Source organism: Nonlabens sp. Ci31, from assembly GCF_012974865.1.
Taxonomy (GTDB): Bacteria; Bacteroidota; Bacteroidia; order Flavobacteriales; family Flavobacteriaceae; genus Nonlabens.
In genome coordinates this window covers 1,689,057-1,715,995 of the sequence record NZ_CP043633.1, presented here as the reverse complement: position 1 = coordinate 1,715,995, position 26,939 = coordinate 1,689,057, and the positions used below count along the sequence as shown (strand labels likewise).

At 36.3% G+C, this 26,939-nt stretch carries 26 protein-coding genes and 1 pseudogene; 11 read left to right on the top strand and 16 right to left on the bottom strand.

Features of this window, described 5'->3' with window-relative positions; all coding sequences use genetic code 11:
• Window positions 1-8: 8 nt before the first annotated feature.
• A complete protein-coding gene (pruA, locus tag F0365_RS07585; RefSeq protein ID WP_169933149.1) occupies window positions 9-1,637 on the top strand; it encodes an L-glutamate gamma-semialdehyde dehydrogenase in 1,629 nt (542 codons plus the stop codon).
• A 60-nt stretch (window positions 1,638-1,697) separates the two neighbouring features.
• Here pruA and rsmG read toward each other — a convergent pair whose 3' ends face one another.
• Window positions 1,698-2,339 (bottom strand): 16S rRNA (guanine(527)-N(7))-methyltransferase RsmG, encoded by a 642-nt coding sequence (rsmG, locus tag F0365_RS07580; protein ID WP_169933148.1) that lies wholly within the window; start codon window positions 2,337-2,339, stop codon window positions 1,698-1,700.
• Between the two features lie 95 nt (window positions 2,340-2,434).
• Here rsmG and F0365_RS07575 point away from each other — a divergent pair, with 95 nt between their 5' ends.
• Complete coding sequence (locus F0365_RS07575; protein ID WP_169933147.1) at window positions 2,435-3,622, top strand: pyridoxal phosphate-dependent aminotransferase; 1,188 nt, start codon at window positions 2,435-2,437, stop codon at window positions 3,620-3,622.
• Window positions 3,623-3,872: 250 nt separating this feature from the next.
• Here the strand turns inward: F0365_RS07575 and F0365_RS07570 are convergent, their stop codons facing one another.
• The 6 genes from F0365_RS07570 to F0365_RS07545 all read right to left on the bottom strand — a co-directional run bounded on the left by F0365_RS07570 (window position 3,873) and on the right by F0365_RS07545 (window position 6,819).
• Complete coding sequence (locus F0365_RS07570; RefSeq protein ID WP_169933146.1) at window positions 3,873-4,217, bottom strand: hypothetical protein; 345 nt, start codon at window positions 4,215-4,217, stop codon at window positions 3,873-3,875.
• Window positions 4,218-4,598: 381 nt separating this feature from the next.
• Complete coding sequence (locus tag F0365_RS07565; RefSeq protein WP_169933145.1) at window positions 4,599-4,889, bottom strand: type II toxin-antitoxin system RelE/ParE family toxin; 291 nt, start codon at window positions 4,887-4,889, stop codon at window positions 4,599-4,601.
• Window positions 4,889-5,173, bottom strand: coding sequence for a hypothetical protein (locus F0365_RS07560; protein ID WP_169933144.1), 285 nt, complete (start codon window positions 5,171-5,173; stop codon window positions 4,889-4,891). The genes F0365_RS07565 and F0365_RS07560 overlap by 1 nt, the downstream gene beginning before the upstream one ends.
• Window positions 5,174-5,235: 62 nt before the next feature.
• Window positions 5,236-5,676, bottom strand: a complete 441-nt coding sequence (locus F0365_RS07555) for a hypothetical protein (RefSeq protein ID WP_169933143.1) — start codon at window positions 5,674-5,676, stop codon at window positions 5,236-5,238.
• Between the two features lie 601 nt (window positions 5,677-6,277).
• Window positions 6,278-6,580, bottom strand: coding sequence for a type II toxin-antitoxin system RelE/ParE family toxin (locus tag F0365_RS07550; RefSeq protein WP_169933142.1), 303 nt, complete (start codon window positions 6,578-6,580; stop codon window positions 6,278-6,280).
• Window positions 6,580-6,819: an addiction module protein gene (locus F0365_RS07545; RefSeq protein ID WP_240961945.1), complete on the bottom strand. Its 240-nt coding sequence runs from the start codon at window positions 6,817-6,819 to the stop codon at window positions 6,580-6,582. Before F0365_RS07545 ends, F0365_RS07550 begins: the two co-directional genes overlap by 1 nt.
• An 869-nt stretch (window positions 6,820-7,688) precedes the next feature.
• Between F0365_RS07545 and F0365_RS07535 the strand changes: the two genes are divergently transcribed.
• Together F0365_RS07535 and F0365_RS07530 are read left to right on the top strand one after the other, a co-directional pair.
• A complete protein-coding gene (locus tag F0365_RS07535) occupies window positions 7,689-7,925 on the top strand; it encodes a hypothetical protein (protein ID WP_169933140.1) in 237 nt (78 codons plus the stop codon).
• Window positions 7,915-8,205 (top strand): type II toxin-antitoxin system RelE/ParE family toxin, encoded by a 291-nt coding sequence (locus tag F0365_RS07530; RefSeq protein ID WP_169933139.1) that lies wholly within the window; start codon window positions 7,915-7,917, stop codon window positions 8,203-8,205. The genes F0365_RS07535 and F0365_RS07530 overlap by 11 nt, the downstream gene beginning before the upstream one ends.
• A gap of 431 nt (window positions 8,206-8,636) precedes the next feature.
• On the opposite strand, the gene F0365_RS07525 is transcribed toward F0365_RS07530, so the two are convergent.
• The 8 genes and pseudogenes from F0365_RS07525 to trkA all read right to left on the bottom strand — a co-directional run bounded on the left by F0365_RS07525 (window position 8,637) and on the right by trkA (window position 18,005).
• Window positions 8,637-9,314 (bottom strand): hypothetical protein, encoded by a 678-nt coding sequence (locus F0365_RS07525; RefSeq protein WP_169933138.1) that lies wholly within the window; start codon window positions 9,312-9,314, stop codon window positions 8,637-8,639.
• A gap of 195 nt (window positions 9,315-9,509) precedes the next feature.
• A complete protein-coding gene (locus F0365_RS07520) occupies window positions 9,510-10,382 on the bottom strand; it encodes an RHS repeat domain-containing protein (protein WP_262889041.1) in 873 nt (290 codons plus the stop codon).
• 892 nt (window positions 10,383-11,274) lie between these two features.
• Complete coding sequence (locus F0365_RS07515; protein ID WP_169933136.1) at window positions 11,275-11,706, bottom strand: hypothetical protein; 432 nt, start codon at window positions 11,704-11,706, stop codon at window positions 11,275-11,277.
• 8 nt (window positions 11,707-11,714) lie between these two features.
• On the bottom strand, window positions 11,715-12,722 hold the full coding sequence (locus F0365_RS07510; RefSeq protein ID WP_262889040.1) for an RHS repeat-associated core domain-containing protein: 1,008 nt from the start codon (window positions 12,720-12,722) through the stop codon (window positions 11,715-11,717).
• A 766-nt stretch (window positions 12,723-13,488) separates the two neighbouring features.
• A complete protein-coding gene (locus F0365_RS07505; protein WP_169933134.1) occupies window positions 13,489-14,022 on the bottom strand; it encodes a hypothetical protein in 534 nt (177 codons plus the stop codon).
• A gap of 118 nt (window positions 14,023-14,140) precedes the next feature.
• Window positions 14,141-15,115, bottom strand: a pseudogene (locus tag F0365_RS07500) (RHS repeat-associated core domain-containing protein); the annotation flags it as partial.
• Window positions 15,116-15,159: 44 nt separating this feature from the next.
• Window positions 15,160-16,656: a TrkH family potassium uptake protein gene (locus tag F0365_RS07495; RefSeq protein ID WP_169933132.1), complete on the bottom strand. Its 1,497-nt coding sequence runs from the start codon at window positions 16,654-16,656 to the stop codon at window positions 15,160-15,162.
• Window positions 16,656-18,005 (bottom strand): Trk system potassium transporter TrkA, encoded by a 1,350-nt coding sequence (trkA, locus tag F0365_RS07490; protein ID WP_169933131.1) that lies wholly within the window; start codon window positions 18,003-18,005, stop codon window positions 16,656-16,658. Before trkA ends, F0365_RS07495 begins: the two co-directional genes overlap by 1 nt.
• Before the next feature lie 204 nt (window positions 18,006-18,209).
• Between trkA and ubiE the strand changes: the two genes are divergently transcribed.
• Window positions 18,210-18,944 carry a bifunctional demethylmenaquinone methyltransferase/2-methoxy-6-polyprenyl-1,4-benzoquinol methylase UbiE gene (gene ubiE, locus F0365_RS07485; RefSeq protein WP_169933130.1) on the top strand — a complete coding sequence of 245 codons (735 nt, stop codon included), beginning with the start codon at window positions 18,210-18,212 and terminating at the stop codon, window positions 18,942-18,944.
• Between the two features lies 1 nt (window position 18,945).
• Window positions 18,946-19,647: a porin family protein gene (locus F0365_RS07480; RefSeq protein WP_169933129.1), complete on the top strand. Its 702-nt coding sequence runs from the start codon at window positions 18,946-18,948 to the stop codon at window positions 19,645-19,647.
• 138 nt (window positions 19,648-19,785) lie between these two features.
• Here F0365_RS07480 and F0365_RS07475 read toward each other — a convergent pair whose 3' ends face one another.
• Window positions 19,786-20,514 carry a TrmH family RNA methyltransferase gene (locus F0365_RS07475; RefSeq protein ID WP_169933128.1) on the bottom strand — a complete coding sequence of 243 codons (729 nt, stop codon included), beginning with the start codon at window positions 20,512-20,514 and terminating at the stop codon, window positions 19,786-19,788.
• Window positions 20,515-20,542: 28 nt separating this feature from the next.
• Between F0365_RS07475 and F0365_RS07470 the strand changes: the two genes are divergently transcribed.
• From F0365_RS07470 to F0365_RS07450, 5 genes are all read left to right on the top strand, one after another.
• Window positions 20,543-23,095 (top strand): BamA/TamA family outer membrane protein, encoded by a 2,553-nt coding sequence (locus tag F0365_RS07470; RefSeq protein ID WP_169933127.1) that lies wholly within the window; start codon window positions 20,543-20,545, stop codon window positions 23,093-23,095.
• 56 nt (window positions 23,096-23,151) lie between these two features.
• On the top strand, window positions 23,152-24,219 hold the full coding sequence (gene fbaA, locus F0365_RS07465) for a class II fructose-bisphosphate aldolase (protein WP_169933126.1): 1,068 nt from the start codon (window positions 23,152-23,154) through the stop codon (window positions 24,217-24,219).
• Window positions 24,220-24,275: 56 nt separating this feature from the next.
• Window positions 24,276-25,139, top strand: a complete 864-nt coding sequence (gene accD, locus F0365_RS07460) for an acetyl-CoA carboxylase, carboxyltransferase subunit beta (RefSeq protein ID WP_169933125.1) — start codon at window positions 24,276-24,278, stop codon at window positions 25,137-25,139.
• Window positions 25,140-25,293: 154 nt separating this feature from the next.
• Window positions 25,294-25,728, top strand: a complete 435-nt coding sequence (locus F0365_RS07455; RefSeq protein WP_169933124.1) for a DUF4174 domain-containing protein — start codon at window positions 25,294-25,296, stop codon at window positions 25,726-25,728.
• Between the two features lie 47 nt (window positions 25,729-25,775).
• Window positions 25,776-26,756 carry a YpdA family putative bacillithiol disulfide reductase gene (locus F0365_RS07450; RefSeq protein ID WP_169933123.1) on the top strand — a complete coding sequence of 327 codons (981 nt, stop codon included), beginning with the start codon at window positions 25,776-25,778 and terminating at the stop codon, window positions 26,754-26,756.
• The last annotated feature ends 183 nt before the right edge of the window (window positions 26,757-26,939 follow it).

Genomic DNA, 26,939 nt, shown 5'->3' with positions numbered 1-26,939 from the left:
AATACATCATGGGAAAAGGATTTTTCAACGTCCCAGTTGCCGTAAACGAGCCTATTAATACATATGCTCCAGGAACTGTAGAAAGAGACCAAGTGCTAGCAGCTTACAAAGAATTGTGGAACGCAAATACAGAGGTGCCTTTATATATCAATGGAAAAGAGATAAAAACTGGAGATACTGTACCTATAAGACCGCCACATGATCACCAACATATAGTAGGGAACTACCACAGAGCTGGAAAAAAAGAAGTTCAAGATGCCATCGCTACTTCGTTAGAAGCACGTAAAAAGTGGTCGCAGATGCCATGGGAACAAAGAGCTGGTATTTTCTTAAAAGCTGCAGAGCTTATAGCTGGCCCCTACAGAGCACGTATTAATGCTGCGACCATGATCAACCAGTCTAAAACTGTTTTCCAGGCAGAAATTGATGCTGCTTGTGAGCTGGTAGATTTTTTAAGGTTCAATGTGCAATACATGACAGAGATTTATGCAGAGCAACCTGAATCCACTTCTGGCGCTTGGAATAGATTAGAATACAGACCTTTGGAAGGTTTTGTATACTGTATATCTCCATTTAACTTTACGGCTATTGCTGGTAACCTTCCTTCTAGCGCTGCCTTAATGGGTAATGTTTGTATATGGAAGCCTAGTGACCATCAAATGTTGAGCGCACAAGTAATTGTAGAAGTATTTAAAGAAGCTGGAGTACCTGATGGTGTTATCAATATGGTAAATGCAGATCCTGTGATGATGACTAACGAGGTAATGACGCATGCAGATTTTGCTGGTGTTCACTTCACTGGTTCTACAACAGTATTCAAAAGCCTGTGGACTAAAATAGGTGAAAACATAAATACCTATAAGACTTATCCTAGAATAGTAGGTGAAACAGGTGGTAAGGACTTTATCGTTGCTCATAAAAGTGCTGTTCCTGCACAAGTCGCTACAGCTATAGTACTAGGTGCTTTTGAATTCCAAGGTCAGAAATGTAGTGCCGCTTCCCGTGCCTATGTACCTAAGAGTATGTGGCCAGAGGTGGAAAAACTCATTCGCAGAGATGTAGATAGTTTTAAAATAGGATCTCCAGAAGACATGAGTAATTTTATTACTGCTGTGATTCATGAAGGTTCGTTTGATAAGCTTGCCACCTATATAGACGGAGCAAAAAAAGATGCAAATGCTGAAGTGATCATAGGAGGAAACTACGACAAGTCTAAAGGATGGTTTGTAGACCCAACGGTTATTTTAACTACCGACCCAAAATATGTAACCATGGAGACCGAATTATTCGGCCCAGTGATTACTATTTATGTGTATGAAGATGATGAATATACAGAGATGTTAAAACTGGTTGATGAAACTAGTGAATACGCTCTTACTGGCGCTATTCTAGGACAAGATCGCTATGCAGTCACACAAGCCACTCAAGCACTTGAAAACTGTGCAGGTAACTTCTATATTAATGATAAGTGTACAGGAGCAGTGGTAGGTAAGCAACCGTTTGGCGGGGCTCGTTCTTCTGGAACAAATGATAAAGCAGGTTCTAAATTGAACTTACTAAGATGGGTTTCTGCTCGTATGATTAAAGAAACATTTGTAACACCTACAGATTACAGATATCCTTTTATGGGGGAGTAATGAAATACCTCTAAGAATTATTAAAATCCGTTATCATAAAAATGATAACGGATTTTTACTTTATAAAGGCAAGTGCACTACTTTCTTCGTTTCAAAGAAGGGGTCTTCAAAAACTTCTTCTAATTCGTAAATACGCGCTTTAGGAAACTGTTTTAACTCTTCGGTAAGATCACCTCCTTTTAAATAGAGAATCCCATTTTTCAAGGTATGAAAACTGTCTTTTCTAACTTTATTCTTTACCCAACTAACAAAATCAGGCATGTTAGTAACTGCTCTGGAAACTATAAAGTCAAAACGACCTTTCACCGTTTCTGCTCTTCCGTGCTCTGTAGTTACGTTCTCTAATCCCAAAGCCTCAACAATAGCATCTACTACCTTGATTTTTTTACCTATCGCATCGATAAGGTGGAAACTTGTTTTAGGAAACATAATAGCCAGTGGTATCCCTGGAAATCCGCCGCCAGTTCCTACGTCTAGTACTCTAGTTCCACCTGGTTTATTGGGTAAGCTTTCGCGAAAGCGGACAACAGAAACAATCCCTAGAGAATGTAAAACATGTCGTGTATACAATTGATCGATGTCTTTTCTAGAGATCACATTGATCTGAGCGTTCCACTCCGTATACAAATCTCCCAGTCTTGAAAATTGTTCTAACTGATGATCTGTAATATGTGGGAAGTATTCTTTTATTTTTTGATGCACTATTTATAATTTGTGCAAAAATAAAATATTAATTGTCGTCATATGCGATTGTTAATTCAAGTGTTATGATATTTTTGTATTATAATTCAACTATTATGAACTCTCAACTATCTGATCGCATTAACAATTTACCTGTAAGTGCCACACTTGCCATGGCAGCGAAAGCTCGCGAATTAAAAGAACAAGGTAAAGACATCATAGGTTTAAGCCTTGGTGAACCTGATTTTAATACTCCAGATTTTGTCAAAGATGCGGCTATCAGAGCCATCAACGAGAATTACAACAGCTATTCTCCTGTAGATGGCTACAATGAACTCAAAGATGCAGTCATACTCAAATTTAAAAGAGATAACAAGCTTACTTACGACCGCAGTCAGATCGTAGTGTCAACAGGAGCAAAGCAATCTATTGCAAATGTTGCTTTGGTGTTGCTCAATAAAGGAGATGAATGTATTCTTCCTGCTCCTTACTGGGTAAGCTATGCAGCCATAGTGGAACTTGCTGAAGGAACACCGGTAGAAGTAAAAGCTGGTGTAGATCAAAATTTTAAAATTACCGCTGAGCAATTGAGAGCTGCCATTACTCCTAAGACTAAAATGATGTTGTTTTCTTCTCCTAACAATCCAAGTGGCAGTTTGTACACAGAAGAAGAGCTTCAAGCATTTGCAGATGTACTTGTTGATTATCCGAATATTATCGTAGTAAGTGATGAGATTTATGAACACATCAACTATACTGGAACGCATGCAAGTATGGCAGCTATTCCAAGTATGTACGATCGTACCGTCACCATTAACGGTGTAAGTAAAGCCTTTGCCATGACTGGATGGAGAGTAGGTTATATAGGCGCTCCAACATGGATTGCAAGAGCTTGTAATAAAATGCAAGGTCAAATTACCAGTGGCACCAATTGTATCGCACAACGCGCTGTAATCACTGCACTAGAAGCTCCGGTTTCTAAAATACAGTACATGATTGATGCCTTTGCAGAACGTCGTGACTTGATTTTAAACCTGCTTTCTGAACTTAAAGGCTTTACTACAGACGTTCCTGACGGTGCTTTTTATGTATTTCCAGATATTTCAGCATGGTTTGGAAAAACAGTAAAAGGACATCAAATAGAAAACTCAACAGATTTTTCATTGATGCTCCTTGAAGAGGCCAATGTAGCCACCGTTTCTGGTGATTCTTTTGGGACTCGTGAATGTATACGTATTTCTTATGCTGCTAGTTCAGAGCAAATCACAGAAGCTGTTAGAAGGATTAAAGAGGTGCTTTCTTAATATCCTAATATTTGCGGCTTAAAGGTCAAGTAACAGGAAGTAAACACTTGCTGTTTATAACACAAAAAGGAAAGCTAGAAATGGCTTTCCTTTTGTTTTTTACTTCCTGTTTACTCCTGCCCGTACTAGTTGCAAACTAGCATCAGCGAAGCTGTTATATGAGTGCAAGCAAAAGATCGCAAACACATTCTTTATGCCCTGGACGTTATGATCAGGGATACTGAGGCTAGATTTACTTATTCTATGAAGTTTACCAGCCTGCTACATCTTGATAATACTCCTGTAATTCACCATCCACGTCCACGTAGACATAAATAAAAAAACCGCCTCTACCTCGTAGATTCGAAAACTTATACCATTGGTCTTTTTCTAGATTGCCGATGGTAGTATGTATTTCGTTCTCCTTATAATTACTTGCTACTTTGGTCCATTTCCATCCGTTATCCCTATTAAAATATACCTTGCCTTTAGGATTTGGTCTCTTATCCCTAAAGCCGCTATACTCATAAATATAGGTGCTATCCACTTGCAACAGCGTAAAATTTTTACCTATGCTATCCAAATCAGTTCTTATCATCTGGACTGAATCACGCATCTGCATTTTTTCAACCTTGATTTGGTTGTTATAGTCGTCCCAAGCTTCATTACTTATGTAAGTTCTGGTTAAAACAATGTCGCCGGGATCGAACGGATTGCAAGATACCAGCAATATTAAAAATAATAGAACCATATATTTTCTCACATTCGTCAATATCTGCCATTATGTGGTGTTGCATCATTCTTCTTTTCTTTCCTACCTCCATGCAAAGCATATATCTTCCCTCGCTGGCGACAGCTTCTCGCTCCTGACCTTTTTTATGGTTTCCTTACTTTTTAAATAGACAACATTTTATAAAAAAGCAAGGTGCAGCTTGAGCGTTGGCAAGCGTCCATAGCAGGTGCGGCTGGGTTGGGTTGGTTGAAGTTGTTGCTAAGTTTATTTCTTCTTCTTTTCTGGGTTTTGCCAAGTGTTGAACACAGCATATATAATCACTTTGTTTTTCTCGATTTCATAGATTATTAAGAATGGAAAACGTTTTATAAATGCTTCTCTATATGGCTTGCGTTTTTTCGGGAAGTGTTTAGGGTTGGTAGTTATTCTCTCAAAATATATGCTTAAATGTTCTAAAAACTCTTCGCCTAATCCTGTGCGTTTTCCTTCATAATAAAGATAAGCTTCGATAGTTTCTAAATTAGCTTCATCTTTAATTTCTAAACTGCATTTCATTATTCAATAGCCTTTCTTGCATTTTGTTTTACTTGTTCCCAAGTGAAAGACTGACTTTCATTTTTTAAATGAGATGCTCTGCGTTTGTCAATCATATCGTACTGCTCTTCACTCAAGGTAAAGGTTTCTTGCTGATCATTTTGATAGCTTTCTGCTAATGCTTTTATCATTTTTAAAAGCCTCACATCTGCCGTATCTATATAGTCTTTGACTGTATCTCTTAAATCTGTCGTTGCCATAATAGTTGTCTTTCTCTTATCGTAAAGGTACAATTTCTGTTCCATAGACTTACTATTTCTAACTAAACGGATAAAACAAATTGACCGTTTCATGCAAACTTTCTAGATCATTCTGCTGTTATTTTTCTGTAGAACTGATGTCTTTGTGTCCTGCCATGTATTGGGTTTTTCTTAGATTGTTTGAAGAAAGCCAATTGACGATTACTGATTTGCTGCATATTGACAAAACTATTATTGATCGTTTTGAGCTCTTTGGTTAAGGCATAAATTATATTTGATAAACGGTTGCTTTTGCCTTTATATAATTCTACTTCTTCTGTTCTGATTCTTTGTAGTTCGCTAGTTGAAATTCCTTGATATACTAGTAATCCTAAGATGATCTTGTTACGTTTTCGTACCCTAACACGTGCGGCATAAACTTCTCCTATACGCTTTCGCGAAAGCGTATAGGAAGAAAGCGTACTTTTAATTTCTACTTGATAACTATAATAAAAACCTTCTTTAATAAAAATGTAGCTTCGCTTTAAACCGCTTTTTAAATAACTCATTCCATAAAACAACACTCAGAATCCCTATACCACGCTCACACTAACAGCAAGGAACTTTAAAAAGGTCCTAAAACCAACTGTTTAAAATCCTTATCTGTTGGAATCCTTTATACACGGTGCTTGTCCCAACCTTTCGATATACTCAGGACAGGCTTTGGAACGCTTTTGTCGCGGTTTTGATGATTTGCAACTCTTTTTTACTTCCTGTTTACTCCAGATCACGAGCGAGACGCTCGCGCCAGCTGGGGACTGTTGAGATCCATTTATACATAATACTTGTCCCAACCTTTCGATATACTCAGGACAGGCTTTGGAACGCTTTTGTCGCGGTTTTGATGATTTGTAACTCTTTTTTACTTCCTGTTTACTCCAGATCACGAGCGAGACGCTCGCGCCAGCTGGGAAGTGCTAGAACTTCTATTATATAAAGATCGCTTGGGGCTTTTGGATGGTGTGAGCGCAATGGCAGCAGCTCTTTACCTTTTTTATGGTTTCCTTACTTTTTAAATAGACAACATTCTATAAAAAAGTAATGTGCTGCGGGAGCGCAAGGGCAAGCCAAAAATGCAGGTGCGGCTGGCGAGCGCAATGGCAAAAAGCCTTATATTCTTTTTCTTGCTATTTCTGGATTTCTACTCGTATGTAAAACACCAAAAATTACGATACGCTTTTGCTCTTCTTCAACTAGATAGAAAATAGCATAAGGAAAACGAGTTACTAAAGACTGACGCAACTCTTTATACCTAAGTTGATAATGTTCTGGATATTGCTTTATATAATCGATTTCTTTATTGACTTCGTGCTTAAATTCTATAGATAATTTTTCATTTTTATCGCCATACCATTTTTTAGCTTCTTTTAAGTCTTTTAGAGCAATAGGAAGTAACTTAATTTTACAACTCATTACCAGTCAGCTTTTACATCTTCCCAATCTAGAACATCGCCTGGATTGTTTTTATAGCTTTTTAAACGACTGTCTAATTCCTTTTTATGAGCTGTTGATATTTCTTGACTTTCTTCTTTCTCTCTTTTTAAAACACGTTCCAAAGCTGTCATTACTTGCTCTTTATCAATTTTAAAAAGTTCTTGTATAAACTGATATTTACGTGCTTCTAAATCCATGACATTACTATTTACATTCATAACAAAGGTAATTTATTGTTTGGTCTTTTCTTTGCAAAATTTATTTCTAACTAAAAGGATGAAACATATTTACCGTTTCCTGCAAACTTTCTAGATCATCCTGCCGATATTTCTCTGTAGAACTGATGTATTTGTGTCCTGCCATGTATTGGGTTTTTCTTAGATTGTTTGAAGAAAGCCAATTGACGATTACTGAGTTTCTAATTTGCTGCATATTGCTGAAGAAAAACGCTCGATGATTTTTTAAATGATTGATTCTTCTCTTACTAAAAAGAAATTCAAAGACTTCTTTAACAAAAATGTAGCTTCGCTTTAAAATATAAAAGGAAAACCATTTCTAGGTTTCCTTTTGTAGATTTAAAAATTCTTTAAACCGCTTTTTAAATATCTCATTCCATAAAACAACACTCAGAATCCCTGCACCAAGCTTCAAGCTCATACTAACAGCAAGTAACTTTAAAAAGGTCCTGTGACCAACTCTTTAAAATGCATGACTGTTGAGATCCATTTATACATAATACTTGTCCCAACCTTTCGATATACTCAGGACAGGCTTTGGAACGCTTTTGTCGCGGTTTTGATGATTTGTAACTCTTTTTTACTTCCTGTTTACTCCAGATCACGAGCGAGACGCTCGCGCCAGCTGGGGCAACTAAAAAGGGAGTGCTAGAACTTCTATTATATAAAGATCGCTTGGGGCTTTTGGATGGTGTGAGCGCAATGGCAGCAGCTCTTTACCTTTTTTATGGTTTCCGTATTTTTAAAATAGATAAAATGCTATAAAAAAGCAAGGTGCAGCTTGAGCTAGGCAGCCAGACAAAAATGCATGTGCGGCCAGCGCGCGTTGGCTTTTTTACTATATTTGTTTTATGGATGTTCAAACAGCAAAACTTGAGCTTATTAACTGGCTCGTTAATCTAAAAGATGAAGCCGTAATCAGCACGCTACAATCAATTAAAAACAGCAAGCAAGATTCCATTGATTCCTTTATTGATAGCAATAATGATGTTCAACAACTTCTTGATAATCGTCTAGAAGAAAATGCTGCTGATTTTATAGATGCAAGAAGTTCCTTAAAAAAGTTGAGGCATCAACATGGAATTTAAAATTACGATCTCTCCACTTGCGGATGTAGACGTAGCAGATGCTTATCAGCATTATTCAGATGTTTCTTTAAAAGTTCTCAAAGATTTTGATATCGAGATAGAAGCCTCATCCAAAGCTTTAGAACAAAATCCTTTCTTTAAAGTACGCTATAAAAACGTGAGAGGTTTACCTCTTAAAAATTTTCCTTTCATCATTTTTTATACGCTAGATGAAGTAAATCAAACCGTTGAAATCAGAAGTGTTTTTAACACACATCAAGATCCTGCAAAATACCGATAGATTCTTATTGACTAAGAGGATGAAACCTATGAACCGTTTCATGCAAACTTTCTAGATCATCCTGCTGATATTTTTCTGTAGAACTGATGTATTTGTGTCCTGCCATGTATTGGGTTTTTCTTAGATTGTTTGAAGAAAGCCAGTTTACGATTACTGAGTTTCTGATTTGCTGCATATTGCTGAAGAAAAACGCTCGATGATTTTTTAAATGATTGATTCTTCTCTTACTAAAAAGAAGTTCAAAGACTTCTTTAATAAAAATGTAGCTTCGCTTTAAAATATGCAAGGAAAACCATTTATAGGTTTCCTTTTCATTACTTTTTTACTCATACTCGGTACTAGTTAAAAACTAGCACTAGCCGTCGTGGATACTAGCGCCAGAAGGAGCGCCAGCTGGGTGGTATTAAAAGCGTCATTTTAATATAGAAGCCCTAATTTCTATTAAAAGGTGACATTGTGTCTTTTTGTTGATAGATAGCTACTATAGTTCCTGGAAAAGGAATGTAAATAAAATACAAGTCACCCCTTAAATGCGATACCCTAATGTCATCTCCAAAATAAAGAGGCTCATACCAATCTTTACACTCATCTGTCTTCATATGAAGATTATAGGAATTATTTAGGTATTCTAATAAAATATTACAATCTTCAGTAAATTCTATTTTTTCCACAAGCCTTCCTTTTTCATTAGTAAGTGTACATTCCGCTTGTAATTTTTTTTCTACAAATGGTTTAAACTCTATTTTCTGAATATTTTTTGGGATTTCAGGCAGTTTTATAAATACTTTCGTCCATTCATAATGAGAAAATAATTTTGTGTTCTCTTTTGAAAAACATACTACAATAAAATACTCAAATTTTCCTTTTTCATAATCTAATGTTATATTGAATTCTTCATTCTCTTCAAAACTATGATTCGCATAATCATAAGTAGAATTATACTTAATGTCTGAATATATTCTATCCACTATATATAAGTCTTCAGTTAGCGTATCAAAGTATAAAAGACCATTAACTGATTGCCCTTGAAAAGTAGAGACTTTCTGTGCATTAAGATTTTCAAAGCATAACAGTCCAAAAATTAAAATTATAAATTTCATATTAATCATAAGTTGTTGTTTTAACAGACATCTGAGGTGGTGTATCTGGATCAATAGTAGATTTTACTTCGAACTGACTTTCTGGAATATTATAAGCCCTCAAATGTTTCTTGACTCTTTCCACCCTGTCTGCTGCTAAATCTGAAGCTCTATATGTTTCTCTATCTTCTCCTATTCCAAAGAAACTTCTAGTACCAGGTCTAACTACATGATAACCCTAGGAATTTCAACCTTGACAGTAATCACAATTTTGCTCATAGGATCAGATTTAATTTTATCCAGAATTGGGTTTAATGTTGATCTTGCTGAATTGTAATTTTCATATTTTGCTTCCGTAGGCAAAAAAGGTATATCTACTAACGTGTTATTTACAGTGGGGCTTCTTCTTTCTTGTGGTATGGGATTTTCATTTGGTATAACTGTATTCGCTTTTTCTCCCTCCTCTACTCTGACAGCTGGCTTTTTCTTTTGGATATTTTCTGGTGGCTCAGGATTTTGAATTGGTGATGGTGGTGGTGGTGGAGTAGGTTGATGGATACTATCTAGACTCCTAGTTATATATGCTTGCATAAAAATGGTTCCATTTTTATTAATTGATGGCATTGGTGGTATTGTATATTCATTAGAACTATAAACTGTACCACTTCCTTTATAACTATCTCTAACAGTTTCCCAACCTGTGGTTATATTTTTTTGAAACCTCTTATTAGGGTTAGACTCATTTAGGAGATAGAGGTTAAAAGTTTGTCCATCAACACCTTCTTGTATTTGAGTCCTATCACTTTTGGTAACGACATGTTTTACAACAATTTGTTCTTCCAATCCATCTAAGTCAATAGCATATATAGGTTTGTTTCCCGCAAATTGATAAGGAGTATAGAAAGGATCTAGGTTCAAGAATCTTGCCAATCTTGGATCATAAATTCTAAACCCATAATCATATTGTGCGCCACCACCTTTCACTTCATCATCACCTTCCTGTCCTTGGAAACCGTAGCGATAGCTATCAGAATCCACAGCTCCATGTCTATTATTAAGTAACATACCATACGGATAGTAATCAGCGCATTTTTTCAGAAAAAATCACTTTTTTTTGCGCATACCTTGGCTTAAAACCTGCTTTTTTTATTTTAAAGAACGACTGCCTTTTACGGTAACTTAAATATAGTCTTTTCCTTGATTCCTACCATAGCCTGTGCTGAGCTTGTCGAAGTGCTTTGCCAGCTGCACAGCACTACAGCCACTATGACCAAGCAAGCCTTTTTAATTTGTTATTGTTTTGGGTTTGTAAAAACCCTTACTCAAAATGGTCGTGGCAGTAGTACTTCCCAAAGCACTAGCTGTTGTGGATAGTCAGCCCAGCAGGGGATATAATCGGAGAAGACAAGGGTCTGATTATTAAATTTCATGATGTAACTATTAGAGAGTATAAAGCAAAGAAAGCTTACGCATCTTAAAAGCACACCATAAAAAAAGGAAAGCCCGTAACGACTTTCCTTTTTAAATAACTCATTCCATAAAACAATACTCAGAATCCCTGTACCAAGCTCACACAAACAGCAAGCAACTTTAAAAGATTCTAAGACCTACTCTTTAAAATGCATATCTATTAGAATCCCATTATACACGGCACTTGTCCCAACTTTGGAACGCTTTTGTAGCGGTTTTGACGATTTGCAACCGGTGCTTGTCCCAACCTTGGAACGCTTTTGTAGCGGTTTTGATGATTTGTAACCTAAAATAGTTGCGATTATAACGACCTCTATTTGAGCTACATCCCATTTATGGGACAGCCTATTTCAAAACACCCTCGCAGGTAGCAGCGCTAGCTTTCCTTTTCATTACTCTTTTACTCATACTCGGTACTAGTTACAAACTAGCACTAGCCGGCGTGGATTCTCACGCCAGCAAGAGGTTCCTGCGATTTACACCGGTTGTACTACACTTGATACTTGCACTACCATTTTTTCTACCAACAATTATTATGTGTTATATCATCTTTAAAGCGTACAAACAAATACTCTTTTCCACTTTTTTTGAAATAAATAGTATCATTTTGAATTTTAGACACCTCTAAACTATAACTTTTATATTTTAAGGTCAATTTATTATCTATCTCTTTAATTATATAGGTATTATTTGTCCATTCAACATCATCAAATTGATATGTGCTTAACACTTCAGGATTAAGATAATTTCTTTTGCATTCATGCCATTCTTTGTTATTATAATCGAAGGCGACTATCCCATTAAAAACATAACTTAAATTATTTTTTTCATATTCTTTCCAAATTTTAATTTTTTGATTCGTTAGGTCATTTTCAAATGATACTTTCTTGTTTTCACAACTAGTTAGTGTAATTAAAAGAAAGTAAAGATAAATAGTTAAAAATCTATACATAAAATTGTTTATTTACCAATGTCAATAGGTGGAGCCACGTATATTTGTTCATAAGATACTCTTAAGTTTTCTTCATCAAAGTTTAATTGAAACCCTGTGAAAACTGATCGGAGATTAAAATCATTAACTCTATTTTTTACATTATCAATCCTACTGCTAAAAGATTGATTGTCAAAACTGTTCAGTTCATTATTCCTAAGATACTTATTTAGATAGTCTGTAGAATGGCTAAATAATGTTTCTTTATAATCTTGCGAAATTTCGTCAAATGTTTCATGATCAATTTGTTCTAAATATCTCTCAGTATGATCTAGATCCGTTCTCTCATCCTTATCTCTTATATGACCATCCTCATGAACGATAGTACTTTTCATATTACCTATATGACCAATAGCAGGAGATATATTACCTTTATTATCCAAGCTAATAAAAATTTCCTTTTTGTTTCTCGTAGTCATAATAGATTTTCGTTTTCCATTTAGCTTGATGTTTTCCTTTACGCTATTTACTTCATGAACGTTTAATTTTCCGGAATAATAATTTGCTATAGTCAGTAACATGTTTTGATTTTCAAAAGTATTAAAATTATAATCTGTTAATAAATTACTATTATTACTGATACTCTCTACACCGAGTATTATAGAATTATAAAATGATATTTCTTCACCTTCACAAACAATTTTTATCAATTTAGATTTTTTATCGTCTGACCCTAAGTAAGCACCTCTTATTGAGAAGTAATCATCATCACCTAAAGGATCAATTTTTACAATTGGATTATTTGACATCATTCCATACATACTCATTTCAGATCTCATTACAGGGTCTAAACTAAAAGTTCTTCCCAGCCTAGAGTCAAATTTTCTAAAGAAAGTAGTATAACTATTCCCTTCACCTTTTACTTCATCATCCCTTTCCATACCGTTAAAACCATATCGGTATGCGTCAGAATCCACACTTCCATGTCTATTATTAAGTAACATACCATACGGATAGTAATCAGCGCATTTTTTCAGAAAAAATCACTTTTTTTTGCGCATACCTTGGCTTAAAACCTGCTTTTTTTTATTTTAAAGAACGACTGCCTTTTACGGTAACTTAAATATAGTCTTTTCTTTGATTCCTACCATAGCCTGTGCTGAGCTTGTCGAAGTGCTTTGCCAGCCGCACAGCACTACAGCCACTATGACCAAGCAAGCCTTTTTAATTTGTTATTGTTATGGATTTGTAAAAATCCATACTCAAAATGGTCGTGGCAGTAGTACTTTCCAAAGCACTAACTGTTGTGGATAGTCAGCCCAGCAAGGGATATAATCGGAGAGGACAAGATTCTGATTATTAAATTTCTTGATGTAACTATTAGAGAGTATAAAGCAAAGAAAGCTTACGCATCTTAAAAGCACACAATAAAAAAAGGAAAGCCAGTAACGACTTCCCTTTTTTAATAACTCTTTCCATAAAACAACACTCAGAATGCCTGTACCTAGCTCACACCAACAGCAAGAAGCTTTAAAAAGGTCCTAAAACCACCTCTTTAAAATGCATATCTATTAGAATCCCATTATACACGGCACTTGTCCCAACTTTGGAACACTTTTGTCGCGGTTTTGACGATTTGCAACATACGCTTGACGCACTGATCAAAAATGTAAGACTTAAATCTATCGCATAAAAAAAGGAAAACCATCTCTAGCTTTCCTTTTCTTTACTCTTTTTACTCACTCTCGGTACTAGTTAAAAATTAGCACTAGCCGCCGTGGATTCTCCCGCCAGCAGGAGCCGTTACCATAGATTTAAATAATTAGATTCAAAAACCTTAATTAAATCATTCAATTCATTTTTAGTTTTATCGACTAATGCAAAACTTAGCTCTTGTATAACTTCATCTTTATTCAAAAAATAATCAGTAAAACTATTTTTTATAAGCTTATCTATTTCCAAATTCCAAAATATCATACCTAACTCTAGACACTGTTCACCATATATAAACCAGTTACTATTGCTTGCCTGAACTGATAGCCCTTCAAAAGAGTTGAAATGAAGACCATCAAAAAAAGTTGTCTCATAAGTATTAATGATTTTTTTCAAAGTAATATCTGATGTCTCTTTGAGTTGTATCTCCACGGTTAACTCCAAATCTCTTCCCGAACGAAATATAATTTTATCGCAATTTGTTGCATAACATAGCTTTACAATTCTTTCTAAAAAATCAAAATCATCGCTATCAACACATAATATATCTGCGCTCCTTATAAATTTATTATTATTATATTTTTTATCCTTAAAAATATATTCTGGAAAAATAGATCTATTCATAATTATTATTCATTTTGTGATATTCTATATGATTCATCATCTTTCCATTTACCATTATTTTTTTGAACAGATCTTTTAATGGTATTTCCACCTGTAGATTTGGCTTTATCATAATAAGTTAGTTTAAAAGCGTCCCCGTTTTATTATTTTTTATCAAATAACTTTGAGTTGCTGATGTAGATGTGCCATGTACCACCTCTACAGTAAGATCTTTTGCTTTTTTCAAATCATCAATAACAGATTTAAAAAGATCCCTTCCAGACATACCATTAAGTTTTGCTGTATAATTTCTTAAGCCTTTAGTACTTGTACCTGTAAGCTGAAGGTTACCATTTGTTCTAGTAGCTAAACCTCCTTTTAAAGCACCTAATCTACCTAATGTTGGCACACCTACATTTGCCAAGTTAGAAACATCCGCAATTTCCTGTTGAGTATACACTGCATCTGGTGCTTGATTGTTTCTGTTCCAAATGGCCTGTTCTATAAATAGCTCATCCATCCCTGGCGCCCAATGACCTCTAGATCTGTAGTTACTAGCGAATTCTGAATCATCTTGTTTTCTAATAGATTCAGTGAAATAATCGGTATAATTATAGCCTGCACTAGCTTTCAAACCCCTGAGCCTTGGATCATAATCCCCATAATCTGCAGGTTCCATTGTATTATATTCTTGTTGTGTTTGACCATTAGCTACGATCCTGTGTACTGTCATTGCCAATGGCATATCCTTACCACCATATTTACCTTCCAAAGGATAATCAGGCCATATCTTAACACTTATAACTTTTTTAATGTAAGAATCTCCATTTTGATGAAGTCCAACTTCGTAAGTAACAATTTTAAGTTCCAACCCCTCTAATTCAACAGCGTCTATAACACTATTCTCACTAAAAGCGTAAGGACTATTATAAGAGTATTTAACAGACAAAGGATCCACCGCAAAGAAACGCCCTAATCGAGCATCATGCATCCTATATCTATAATTATAACTATTCCCTTCACCCTTCACTTCATCGTCTCTTTCCTGTCCTTGAAACCCATATCTATAAGAATCGCTGTCTACACTACCGTGGCGGTTATTTAGTAGCATCCCATACGGATAGTAGTCATTAAAAAACTAAATACCCTTTATATAGCCTACCTATTCCTCCAGAAGAACGGTGTCAACAATATCAAAACCGTGAATAATTCCAGCCTTCCTATCAACATTAAAAAACAACACCACCATTTTCCTAATTGCGGTAATCCAGAAAAATTATCTACAGGAGATAGATCACCAAAAGCTGGCCCCACATTCCCTAGACTACTTAAAGCCCCACCTATGGCTGTTTCAAAATCTAAGCCTAGCGCTGCTAGTACAGTTGCTCCTACGATAAAAGAAAGCATGTAGAGAATAAAGAACCCGAGCACGTTGAAAACAATACCACTTTGTAAGGCTCTACCATTATACCGTATCGGTAAAATAGCATTTGGATGCAGTGTTCTTTTAAATTCCATAATACCATTACGTATTAAAACAATGTGACGCACCACTTTAATTCCACCGGCAGTAGAACCCGCACTACCTCCTAAAAAGAACAAGCCAAAAAACATGATGGTTAAAAATGGCGTCCACATGGTATAATCTGCAGAGACAAATCCAGTTGTTGTAATGACCGCTAGCACCTGAAAAGTACCGTGTCTGAAAGCGCTTTCTGCTTCACCTAAAACCATAGGGTGAGCAATTGAGGAGGTCAATGGGTCTGCTTGAAAATAAATCAAAACCCCTGCTAAAACAGAGAAACCCACTATAAAAACGGCGTACCATTTGAACTCGGTATCATTTAAGATTCTACTAAACCTTCCCTTAATAGCAAAATAGCTTAAAACAAAGTTGGTTCCAGCAATAAACATAAATAAGATGATGATCCATTGTATAGCAGGATTGTCATTCCAAAAAGCTACACTGGCATTTTTTGTTGAAAAACCTCCTGTAGAGAGTGTACTTAACGCGTGATTCACCGCATCAAACCATCCCATTCCAGCAATCCTAAGCAGCAAGGTTTCTACCGCAGTAAAACCTACATAGATCAACCAGAGTCTTTTTGCAGTGTCTGTGATGCGGGGATGCAATTTATCAGCACTAGGCCCAGGAGCTTCTGCAGCAAAGAGTTGCATACCACCAATTCCTAATAATGGCAATATGGCGACAGCGAGAACAATAATACCCATACCACCTATCCAGTGCGTAAGACTACGCCAGAACAGAATTCCTCTAGGCATGATCTCGATATCGTTGATGATACTTGCCCCAGTAGTGGTAAAACCACTCATAGTTTCAAAAAAAGCATCGGTATAACTAGTGATCGCCCCTGTAAACATGTAGGGCATGGTGCCGGCAAAAGCCATGATCAACCAGCCTAAAGTTACAATAAGATAACCTTCCTTTTTATTCAGTTCTTTTATATGATGACGTGTCAGGAACATAACTAATCCTCCTACTGCAACGGCCACGCCTGCAGCTGCAAGAATATCCAAAGCTTCACTTTCTTCATAAATAGCGCTGACTAATGCTGAAATCAGCATAAACCCACCGTTAAAGACTAAAAGCAATCCCATAATAAAAACAATGATCTTATAATTAAGTTTGGTCATTATAAGAACAGTTTTTCCACTTTTGAAATGGATCGTGGTAAACAACAAACTACCACTCTATCACCAGCCTTGATAATAAAACTTCCCAAAACTATATTACCTATTCCTTCTCTTATTACACCACCTATGATCGCGCTTCTAGGTACACCAGCATTTGCTATGGTTTTTCCACATACGGGGCTTTCTGGTTGCACAATAAATTCTAGCAGCTCTGCATTCATGTTGTTAAGTTTTGTCATCGCGACTACTTCCCCTTTGCGCACATATCTAAAGATATTATTTGCTGCAAGTAATTTTTTATTGATCAACGTGTCAATTCCTATACTGTGAGACAATTGGAAGTAATCCATATTCTCCACAAGCGATATCGTTTTCTTGACACTTTTACTTTTAGCCATAAGACAGGAGATGATATTGGTCTCACTATTTCCAGTAACCGCTATAAAGGCATCCATTTCATGTATATTTTCCTCTTGAAGTAATTCCACATTGCGACCATCCCCGTTGAGAACCAGCACGTCTGGTAATGCATCAGCAAGATCAAAGGCTTTTTTTGCATCCTTTTCTATCAGCTTAACGTTGATACCGGCCTTAGAAAGTTGCATAGCACTTTGCTTACCTATGTTACTACCGCCTAGTATCATGACGTTACGCATGGCTTGTTTTGTTTTACCAGTAAGTTTATAAAGCTCCTCCACTCCACCAGTTGTGGTTATAAAATAAACTTGGTCTCCTTCTTTGAACTGGGTATCCCCCCTAGGTATGAGCGTATATTGCGTACCAAAACGCTGTATGGCAATGGGCATAAAATGAATTTCAGGAAAAATTTCACCCGCCTGTTGTACTGTTTTACCAACAAATTGTGCCGTACGTTGAAGGTTGACTCCTACCATCGTAAGCGCACCTTCCTCGAATTCATAACTGTCATTAAAGGCACTTTGATTGAGAAGTAATTCGATTTCCTTACTTGCTAATGCTTCGGGAGAGATCAACTCATCAATCCCAAAACCCGCAAAACCTATGGAATCTTGATGTTCCAGGAATTCTGTATTGGTTATACGGGCGATAGTTCGTTTTGCACCCAGTTGTTTTGCCAATACGCAAATAGTAATGTTTGTAGTCTCGCTACTGGTCACCGCAATGACCAAGTCTGCTTCGTCTATACGAGCATCTTGAAGAATTTTTATCGAGGTAGAATCTCCCCGCATTACTCGTATATCTAAATGCGTATCAGCGTACTGTAAATTTTCTTGAACCGGATCAATAAGCGTGATGTCTTGTGACTCGTAGGACAACAGTTTTGCCAGGTGAAAACCTACCTCACCAGCTCCTGCAATAATGATTTTCATAGAATCGTATCTGTAGTAGATCAAAGATACTAGAATGTGACCTAAAATATAAAAAAAGCTAAGTTTTTAACGGTAAATTGGATGATTATCCCGCTTTCGCCTTGAGCTACACTAGGGTAAACTTCCATTCTAAAGATAGAATAGAAAGGGAATAGCAATAACCTCAACACTCTGCATTATCTTTGCTGCTCTAAAAAAAAGATTGTGTCAGAAGAAGTAAAGCCTTATAAAGAAGAAGATTCTGGAAAAAAAGAACAAGTCACAAAGATGTTTGACACCATCAGTGGTGAGTACGATGGCCTCAACCGAATGATTTCTCTTGGTCTGGACCAAAAATGGCGTGATAATGTCGTGAAAATGGTAGCTGCACAGCATCCTGAAGTGATTATGGACATCGCTACTGGAACCGGTGACTTGGTTATTAAAATGGCGCAGCAAACGGACGCAAAAAAATTAATAGGACTCGATATTTCTAGTGGTATGCTGGAAGTAGGAAAAGTGAAAGTGAAAGAAGAGCATCTAGATGACCGTATAGAAATGGTATTAGGAGATTCTGAAAATTTACAATTTGAAGACGCCTCTATAGATGCCGTAACAGTTTCTTATGGAGTGCGTAATTTTGAAGATCTTGAAAAAGGATTGTCTGAAATTTTAAGAGTTTTAAAACCTGGCGGAATTTTAGTTATTTTAGAAACCAGTGTGCCGACAAAGTTTCCTTTCAAACAAGGTTATTATTTGTATTCTGGTGTGATCGTACCTGCACTGGGGAAATTATTTTCAAAGGATAAAATCGCCTATCGTTATCTTTCTAATAGTGCCTCTAAATTTCCTTATGGAGAGAAGTTCAACAATATTTTAAAGAAAGTAGGGTTTAAAGAAGTAGAAAACGAATTACAATTTCATGGTGCATCCACCATTTATAAAGCAGTAAAAGCATAATATGAGACACCTTATGGTCATCATAGTTGTAGCAATGGGTTTTCAGACCGCAAATGCGCAATTATTTTCAAAAGAAAAAATTAAAAATTTAGAGAACTTTGATCAGAAGACTTTAACTTGGGGTTATTATTTGGGTTTTAATTCTTATGATTACAAGTTTGATTATAATGAAATTACTGAAGATATCATCACAGAGTCCAGTGCGGGTTTTAATGTAGGCCTTATAGGTGATTTACGTCTTAACGATTACTTCAATTTAAGGCTAGAGCCCGGAATTGTTTTTGCCACTAGAAACTTAACTTTTCCGGATCCTTCTCTGACAACAGTTGCGCAAATGGAACGTGAGGTTACCTCTACTTACATTCATATCCCTCTACTTGTAAAATTTTCTACAAAGAGGTCTAACAACTGGAAACCTTTTATCGTAGCTGGAGCTTCCTGGTCCAATAACTTGAGCAGCAATCAAGATAATCCAGACGACAATAGCGCAGGACAATTTAGACAGACTAGCAGTGTTTTTAATTACGAATTGGGAATAGGTATAGATCTTTATTTGTTTTATTTTAAATTTTCTCCTTCTATAAGAGGGGTGTTTGCCATGGGAGACGAACTCGTGCGTGACGCAGATCCTAATAGTGCATGGACGAGTAATATTACAAGCATGCAGTCTCGAGGACTTTTTATCAACTTCACATTTCAGTAACCTCTATTTAGCGAAAAATCGTCTTCTCAATTTGGACTATTTGTAATTCAGATGATCTGTAGAACCTCAGCACCGCTTTAACTACTGTGATATCTTAATATGTCAAAAAGGAAACTAATGATATGCCCTGTTTTAGGGCTAAATAGATGAAGAGCGCAGCCATTCTCCCAATATGACAGATGTGGCCATAGCCACATTAAGACTTTCTGTGTTTTGCAGCTTTCCATATTGAGGTATACTGATAGGAGTCCCTGTAGCTAATAAGTCTTCACTTATTCCGTGAGATTCATTTCCCATTATAATGATCCCTTGTTCTGGAAGTGTTGCTGTATAAATACTTGTTCCACCCATAGCGGTAGGAAAAATAGGAAGTAACGAATTACTGAGGTATTCTTTAAGGTTCGTATAGTGAATTTGAACTCTTGCTAGCGATGCCATACTGGCCTGCACAGACTTTGAATTATAAACATCAACTGTTTCCATACTACAAACGATATGTTCTATACCGAACCAGTCTGCCAGTCTTATAATGGTGCCTAAATTACCTGGATCTTTTACATCATCCAGAACTATAATTTTACCCGTCTTAGGAAGCTCTTGCTTTTTATTCATCTTAAAAACAGCCAGATATCCCGGTGCAGTTTTAAGGTTTGAAAGAATATTCATATCCTTTGCACTTATTATTTCAGGTTCTATAGCATCCAGTTGATGATTCCCAGAAACAATAAGAATATCTGCTGCAATAAGCCCAGAATTGAGGAGTTCTCTAATAGATTTGTATCCTTCTACGATAAAAAGCTGGTGCTCTTCCCTTATTTTTTTCCTATGAAGAGATTTGATAAGCTTTAACTTGCTTTTGGTAATCATTTATAATCGTATTTTTGAATATTGTACTATGGGAAAAACAGGACTTCATGCAAAAATAGGCTTAATTATATTGCTTATTATCTTATTAGTTTCCTGTAACGCTATCAAACGCGTTCCTGAAGCAAAAACACTTCTTACAAAAAGCACCATCCTAATCGATAGTGCCTCACCTAGAGACCCAAGAGTAAATACCCTTCCTGTATTGCAGCCTAATCAAAAGGTACTCGGTATACCACTGCGTCTCCATATTTATAATCTTGCAAGACCTCATCGCGATTCAATTTATTTAAAATGGATGCAAGACCATCCCAAAGGTTTGAAAAGACGTAACGCCATACTGTCTGAGAAGCAAACTATGGGATTAGGACAAAGCCTTGTAGATTTTAATAATTGGTTAAAAAGAACCGGAGAAGCCCCTGCACTAATTGATGATGTGGCAATTGATAAATCTAAAGAAAGGCTAAGAGCATGGTACTGGAATCAAGGCTGGTTCAACACAGCGGTCGATCACAAAGTAATTGACAGTAAAAACAAAAAAAGAGCCCGAATAGAATATTATGTTACCAAGAATCAACCCTATAAAATAGATAGTATTACCACTCAAATAGCTACTCCTATTATCGATTCTTTATATCAACTCGTTAAATCAGAGAGTATTCTAAAAAATGGAGAACAATATTTCACCCCAGATATCAATGCAGAAAGAGACCGACTTAACTCTTATTTTCGTAACCACGGTGCTTTTCATATGGAAAAGGAAAACATAAGATTTGAAGGAGATACCGTTCAGACCAATCAAAGAGCAAACATCACGTTAATTATAAAAGATCGTGAAGTACAAGATGGAGACTCAACCATTACCGTTCCCTATAGAGTCCATAAGATTAGTGAAGTAAATATCATTCCTGACTATCAAAATGCGACAAGCAATAACGTGGCAGACACCTCAGGATATGAAAATTATAACATACTGCGCTTTGGAAAACGTAAATACAAAAAATCTACCCTTACTGACGCTATCTTTTTTCATAAAGGAGATGTTTATAGAGACATAGATCGTGACAGGACCTACAGAAGAATCACTGAACTTCAGAGCTTTTTATATCCTACTATCCGGTATGATGCAGATCCTAGAGATTCCACTGGTACAGATCTTATTGCAAATGTATTGTTGACTTCAAAAAAGAAATTTGAATTCACCTATGGAGTTGAGGCTACACATAGCAACATACAAGCGATAGGAGTAGGTCTCAATACTTCCTTGTTGATTAGAAACCTTTTTAGAGGTAGCGAATTGCTTGATATCTCTTTTAGAGGTAATATAGGCGCTAGTACCAATGCTGCAACTGGGGACTCTAGATTTTTTGATCTTCAAGAATTAGGCGCAGATGCACGTTTGAGTTTTCCACGTCTCTTCCTTCCATTTAGACTCGACAACTTGATTCCTAAATACATGTCTCCATCAACAAATTTTTCAGTTGGTTTTTTTAGCCAGACAAATATAGGACTCGATAAACAAAGTCTCAATGGAGCACTTACCTATAACTGGAGACAGACTGCTATAAAAAGTACACGACTAGACCTAGTCAACGCCCAATATGTACGAAATCTAGACCCAAGTAATTTCTTTAATGTGTACCAAAGTAGTTATGGTAGTATTAATGATCTAGCAAACGATTTGAACATTAATGATCCTACTTATGTGAATGATAGCGGTAACCTGACCATTCCAGAAGGCACTACAGCATTTATAAATGATGCGATAGCAGGTAATTTAGGTGCAGACGCAGCTCAAAGAGAGATCATAAGAAATGTAAGGGAACGCCGGAATCGATTATCGCAAAACAACTTGATCATATCATCAAGTTACAGCTGGACACGCAACAATAGAGTAGGGATTTATGACGATGACTTTTCTAGATTCAATTTGAGAATAGAAGCTGCTGGAAATGTGCTTTCAGGAATATCAAGTCTTGCTGGTATTAATAAAAATGACAATAACAGAAGACGTGTTTTTGGGGTAGAATACAGCCAATACATAAAAACAGAAATTGACTACATCAAACACTGGCAATATGTCAATAACCACGTACTTGCCATAAGAGCTTTTGGTGGTATAGCGATTCCATATAGCAACTCCGATAACATTCCATTTATAAGATCTTTTTTTGCCGGTGGACCTAATGATAACAGAGCCTGGCAAGCCTATGAATTAGGACCTGGGAAGACTGGCGGCCTTAATGATTTTAATGAAGCAAACATGAAGCTAGCCTTTAATGTAGAATATCGATTCCCTATATCAGGAGCTTTTAAAGGTGCTGTTTTTGCAGATGTAGGTAATATTTATAACGTACTTGATATTGAAGATGATCCAGATGCTATTTTTAACAATATAAGTGATCTAGAATACTTAGCATTAGGCACTGGTGCTGGCTTGCGTTATGATTTTGGCTTTTTTGTATTGAGATTTGACATGGGCTTTAAAACCTACAACCCAGCTCTAGAAGAAAACAGAAGGTGGCTCAAAGAATTCAAGATTTCTAAGTCTGTTCTTAACGTTGGGATTAATTATCCTTTTTAGTAACCGTAACAAAGGCGTTTATTTTTGCTTATTTTTGCTATTCAATACACAGAAATATGAGTCATAAAATTAAACCAGGAGTTGCCACTGGCGACCAAGTTCAAGAAATATTCAATCACGCAAAAGAAAACGGCTATGCACTTCCTGCAGTAAATGTCGTAGGTTCTAATACCGTGAACGCTGTTATGGAAACTGCTGCAGAGTTAAACTCTCCAGTAATTATTCAATATTCCAATGGAGGCTCTGTTTTCAATGCTGGAAAAGGATTGAAAAATGACAACCAAAGAGCCGCTATTTTAGGTGGTATCGCTGGTGCAGAGCATGTACACCGACTTGCTGAAGCATATGGTGCAAGCGTTATCTTACATACCGACCACTGTGCAAAAAGCTTACTCCCATGGATCGATGGTTTATTAGATGCTAGTGAAGCACGCTTTCGCGAAAGCGGGAAAAGTTTATACTCTTCACACATGATCGATCTTAGTGAAGAGCCATTAGAAGAAAATATAGAGATCTGTAAACGTTACTTAGAAAGAATGTCTAAAATGGACATGACTTTAGAAATAGAGTTAGGTATTACAGGTGGAGAAGAAGATGGTGTAGATAATAGTGATGTAGATGAGTCCAAGCTGTACACCCAACCAGAAGAAGTGGCTTATGCCTATGAAGAGCTTAAAAAGGTGAGTGATAAATTCACTATTGCAGCAGCATTTGGTAACGTTCACGGTGTTTATAAGCCTGGTAATGTAAAATTGACTCCTAAAATTCTTAAAAACTCTCAAGAATACATCTCTAAAAAATACAACGTAGCGCATAATCACATCGATTTTGTATTCCACGGTGGTTCTGGTTCTACACTAGAAGAAATAAGAGAAGCCATAGGTTATGGAGTTATAAAAATGAACATCGATACAGACCTGCAATGGGCATTTGCAGATGGTATTAAAAAATACATGGACCGTAACGATGACTTCTTAAGTTCCCAAATAGGAAACTCATCTGGTGCCGATTCACCTAATAAAAAATATTACGATCCACGTAAATGGTTGCGTGTAGGAGAAGAGTCTTTTAAAGCTCGATTAAAGCAAGCTTTTGAAGATCTAAATAACATCAATACGTTATAAATAAACCCTAGTATCTGAATCCTAAAGGATTTAAATACTTTTTTACGGAAAAATATATGGCTTGGTTTAAAAGAGACAAAAAAGGAATTACTACACCTACAGAGGCAAAGAAAGACACACCTAAGGGATTGTGGTACAAATCGCCTACTGGAAAGATAGTAGATACCGATCAACTTAAAAATAATTTTTATGTGAGCCCAGAAGATGGGTATCACGTAAGGATAGGAAGTAATGAGTACTTTGAAATCTTGTTTGACGACAATAAATACAAAGAGCTCAATCCTAATATTGTTTCTAAAGATCCTTTAGATTTTGAGGACACTAAGAAATACACAGATCGTATAGAGGCAGCTCAAAAGAAAACAGGACTTAAGGACGCCGTGCGCACAGCAGTAGGTAAATCTGATGGTAATGATCTTGTAATAGCTTGTATGGACTTTGCATTTATAGGTGGTTCTATGGGTAGTGTTGTAGGAGAAAAAATTGCTCGAGCAGCAGACTATTCCCTTAAGAACAACATTCCATTTATGATCATTTCTAAGTCTGGTGGTGCGCGTATGATGGAAGCGGCACTATCATTAATGCAGCTGGCAAAAACAAGTGCTAAACTTGCTCAATTAAGCGATGCAGGAATTCCTTATGTCTCTTTATGCACAGACCCTACTACCGGTGGGACAACTGCCTCATTTGCTATGTTGGGAGATATTAATATAGGAGAACCTGGAGCTTTAATTGCCTTTGCGGGACCTCGTGTGGTTAGAGATACCACAGGAAAAGAACTTCCAGAAGGATTCCAAACAGCAGAATTCCTTCTTGAAAAAGGCTTCCTAGACTTTATATGTCCTAGAAATGAACTTAAAAAGAAAGTGAATCAATACCTTAACCTGATTCTGAACAGAAAAGTAAAGGTGGTAGCTTAACTTAAAATAATTAATTATAAATCGTCTTATGGAAGTCCGTTGATCTCCATAAGACGATTTTTTTATGCTTTAAAAAGTACCAACTACACTGAAAATTATTTGTTAAGCTTCTATTATTAAGTTGAATGATGCGCTTATTTGATTATTTTGGAACATGAAATTTATAAGCACCCTACTTCTCTTTATGACTTCGTTTATAACAGTTTCCCAAACCCTTCAAAAACACCAATGGAACAATAGAATTGCCATTGTTTTAAGTGATGGCCTTTCTAACCCTTTGTTTCAAAAACAAATAACTGCGCTCACTAATGAAGCAGCAGCTTGTATGGATCGTAAATTGATTATTTACCAAGTCCTGCTCAATAACTGGAGACTTGAGGATTTTACTACGGAGACAACCAAAGAATGGAAGTCTACCTTTACTCTGTTTGACCAGTTTATGGGAAAGAGCCACCACTTTAAAGTTGTCCTGATAGGCTTAGATGGAAACCTTAAAGAAGAAAGAACAGATTTCTTTGAACCGCAAGAGCTTTTTAGTATTATTGATGGAATGTCGATGAGAAAAGCAGCGTTACGACATAAAAAATAATATTTTCTTAAGATCCTTTCTCCCTTGGGTAAGTACCTTTGAATGCTATGGAAAATGAAAAACTAATGGATGTTCTTATTATAGGTGCAGGACCTATAGGTATTAATTGTGCTCTAGAAGCAAAAAAGAATAACCTATCCTACCTAATTATTGAAAAAGGACCTATAGTTAACTCGCTTTACAACTACCCATCGAACATGAAATTTTTCTCTACCAGTGAGAAATTAGAACTGGATGATATACCTTTTATTTCTAAAGAAGCAAAACCTAGCAAACAAGAAGCTTTAGAATACTATAGGCGTATAGCAGTTTCAAACGACCTGAATATAAAGCTGTTTGAAACAGTAATTGCCGTAGATAAAGTGAATAACTTTAAAGTCACTACTGATAGAGGTAGTTACAAAACAAAAAACATCGTAGTCGCTACTGGATTCTATGACATTCCTAATAAGATGGATGTTAAGGGTGAAGACCTTTCTAAAGTAACTCATTATTACAATGATGCACATTTATATGCCTTTCAGAAAGTTGCTATTGTAGGGGCTAGTAATAGCGCAGTGGACGCCGCGTTAGAAATTTACCGCAAAGGCGGTGAGGTTTCTATGATCATACGAGGAGAAGCAATAGGGGATCGTGTCAAGTATTGGGTAAAGCCAGATATAGAAAATCGTATTAAAGAAGGTTCGATTAAGGCCTACTATAACAGTGAGATTAAAGAAATATCAAAAGACAAAATAGTCATCAATGAAGAGGGTAAAGATATTTCTATCCCTAATGACTTTGTCGTAGCTTTAACTGGTTACCGTCCTAATTTTACATTTTTAAAAGCTATGGGGATAAAGCTCGTGGGCAAAAAACAGATTCCATCCTACAACGAAGACTCCATGGAAACTAACGTGAAAGGCATATTTCTAGCCGGGGTTATTTGTGGTGGTGAAGAAACCCATAAATGGTTCATTGAGAACAGCCGCATACATGCCAAACAGATTTTAGAAACGCTTTCTAAAAGATCTAAAGTGACGTTTTAATTGGTTTGCGATATTAAATCACTATAAACCTTCCTGTTCGGGTAAGGTGTCTGCTGTTAAAATTAATTCGGCTGTATTTTTATTTATGATCAAGAACTCAAGGCATGATTAGGAACTGATATTTGGCTCGCTTTCGCCCTGAGCTGCATCAAGATAAACTTCCTTTCCTTAAAAAAAGAAAAG

Excerpts from the sequence above, each read along its gene's own strand:
- pruA (WP_169933149.1), top strand. The coding sequence starts at position 9 with ATGGGAAAAGGATTTTTCAACGTCCCAGTTGCCGTAAACGAGCCTATT.
- F0365_RS07575 (WP_169933147.1), top strand. The coding sequence starts at position 2,435 with ATGAACTCTCAACTATCTGATCGCATTAACAATTTACCTGTAAGTGCC.
- F0365_RS07570 (WP_169933146.1), bottom strand. The coding sequence starts at position 4,217 with ATGCGTGATTCAGTCCAGATGATAAGAACTGATTTGGATAGCATAGGT.
- F0365_RS07565 (WP_169933145.1), bottom strand. The coding sequence starts at position 4,889 with ATGAAATGCAGTTTAGAAATTAAAGATGAAGCTAATTTAGAAACTATC.
- F0365_RS07560 (WP_169933144.1), bottom strand. The coding sequence starts at position 5,173 with ATGGAACAGAAATTGTACCTTTACGATAAGAGAAAGACAACTATTATG.
- F0365_RS07555 (WP_169933143.1), bottom strand. The coding sequence starts at position 5,676 with ATGAGTTATTTAAAAAGCGGTTTAAAGCGAAGCTACATTTTTATTAAA.
- F0365_RS07550 (WP_169933142.1), bottom strand. The coding sequence starts at position 6,580 with ATGAGTTGTAAAATTAAGTTACTTCCTATTGCTCTAAAAGACTTAAAA.
- F0365_RS07545 (WP_240961945.1), bottom strand. The coding sequence starts at position 6,819 with ATGAATGTAAATAGTAATGTCATGGATTTAGAAGCACGTAAATATCAG.
- F0365_RS07535 (WP_169933140.1), top strand. The coding sequence starts at position 7,689 with ATGGATGTTCAAACAGCAAAACTTGAGCTTATTAACTGGCTCGTTAAT.
- F0365_RS07530 (WP_169933139.1), top strand. The coding sequence starts at position 7,915 with ATGGAATTTAAAATTACGATCTCTCCACTTGCGGATGTAGACGTAGCA.
- F0365_RS07525 (WP_169933138.1), bottom strand. The coding sequence starts at position 9,314 with ATGATTAATATGAAATTTATAATTTTAATTTTTGGACTGTTATGCTTT.
- F0365_RS07515 (WP_169933136.1), bottom strand. The coding sequence starts at position 11,706 with ATGTATAGATTTTTAACTATTTATCTTTACTTTCTTTTAATTACACTA.
- F0365_RS07505 (WP_169933134.1), bottom strand. The coding sequence starts at position 14,022 with ATGAATAGATCTATTTTTCCAGAATATATTTTTAAGGATAAAAAATAT.
- F0365_RS07495 (WP_169933132.1), bottom strand. The coding sequence starts at position 16,656 with ATGACCAAACTTAATTATAAGATCATTGTTTTTATTATGGGATTGCTT.
- trkA (WP_169933131.1), bottom strand. The coding sequence starts at position 18,005 with ATGAAAATCATTATTGCAGGAGCTGGTGAGGTAGGTTTTCACCTGGCA.
- F0365_RS07480 (WP_169933129.1), top strand. The coding sequence starts at position 18,946 with ATGAGACACCTTATGGTCATCATAGTTGTAGCAATGGGTTTTCAGACC.
- F0365_RS07475 (WP_169933128.1), bottom strand. The coding sequence starts at position 20,514 with ATGATTACCAAAAGCAAGTTAAAGCTTATCAAATCTCTTCATAGGAAA.
- F0365_RS07470 (WP_169933127.1), top strand. The coding sequence starts at position 20,543 with ATGGGAAAAACAGGACTTCATGCAAAAATAGGCTTAATTATATTGCTT.
- fbaA (WP_169933126.1), top strand. The coding sequence starts at position 23,152 with ATGAGTCATAAAATTAAACCAGGAGTTGCCACTGGCGACCAAGTTCAA.
- accD (WP_169933125.1), top strand. The coding sequence starts at position 24,276 with ATGGCTTGGTTTAAAAGAGACAAAAAAGGAATTACTACACCTACAGAG.
- F0365_RS07455 (WP_169933124.1), top strand. The coding sequence starts at position 25,294 with ATGAAATTTATAAGCACCCTACTTCTCTTTATGACTTCGTTTATAACA.
- F0365_RS07450 (WP_169933123.1), top strand. The coding sequence starts at position 25,776 with ATGGAAAATGAAAAACTAATGGATGTTCTTATTATAGGTGCAGGACCT.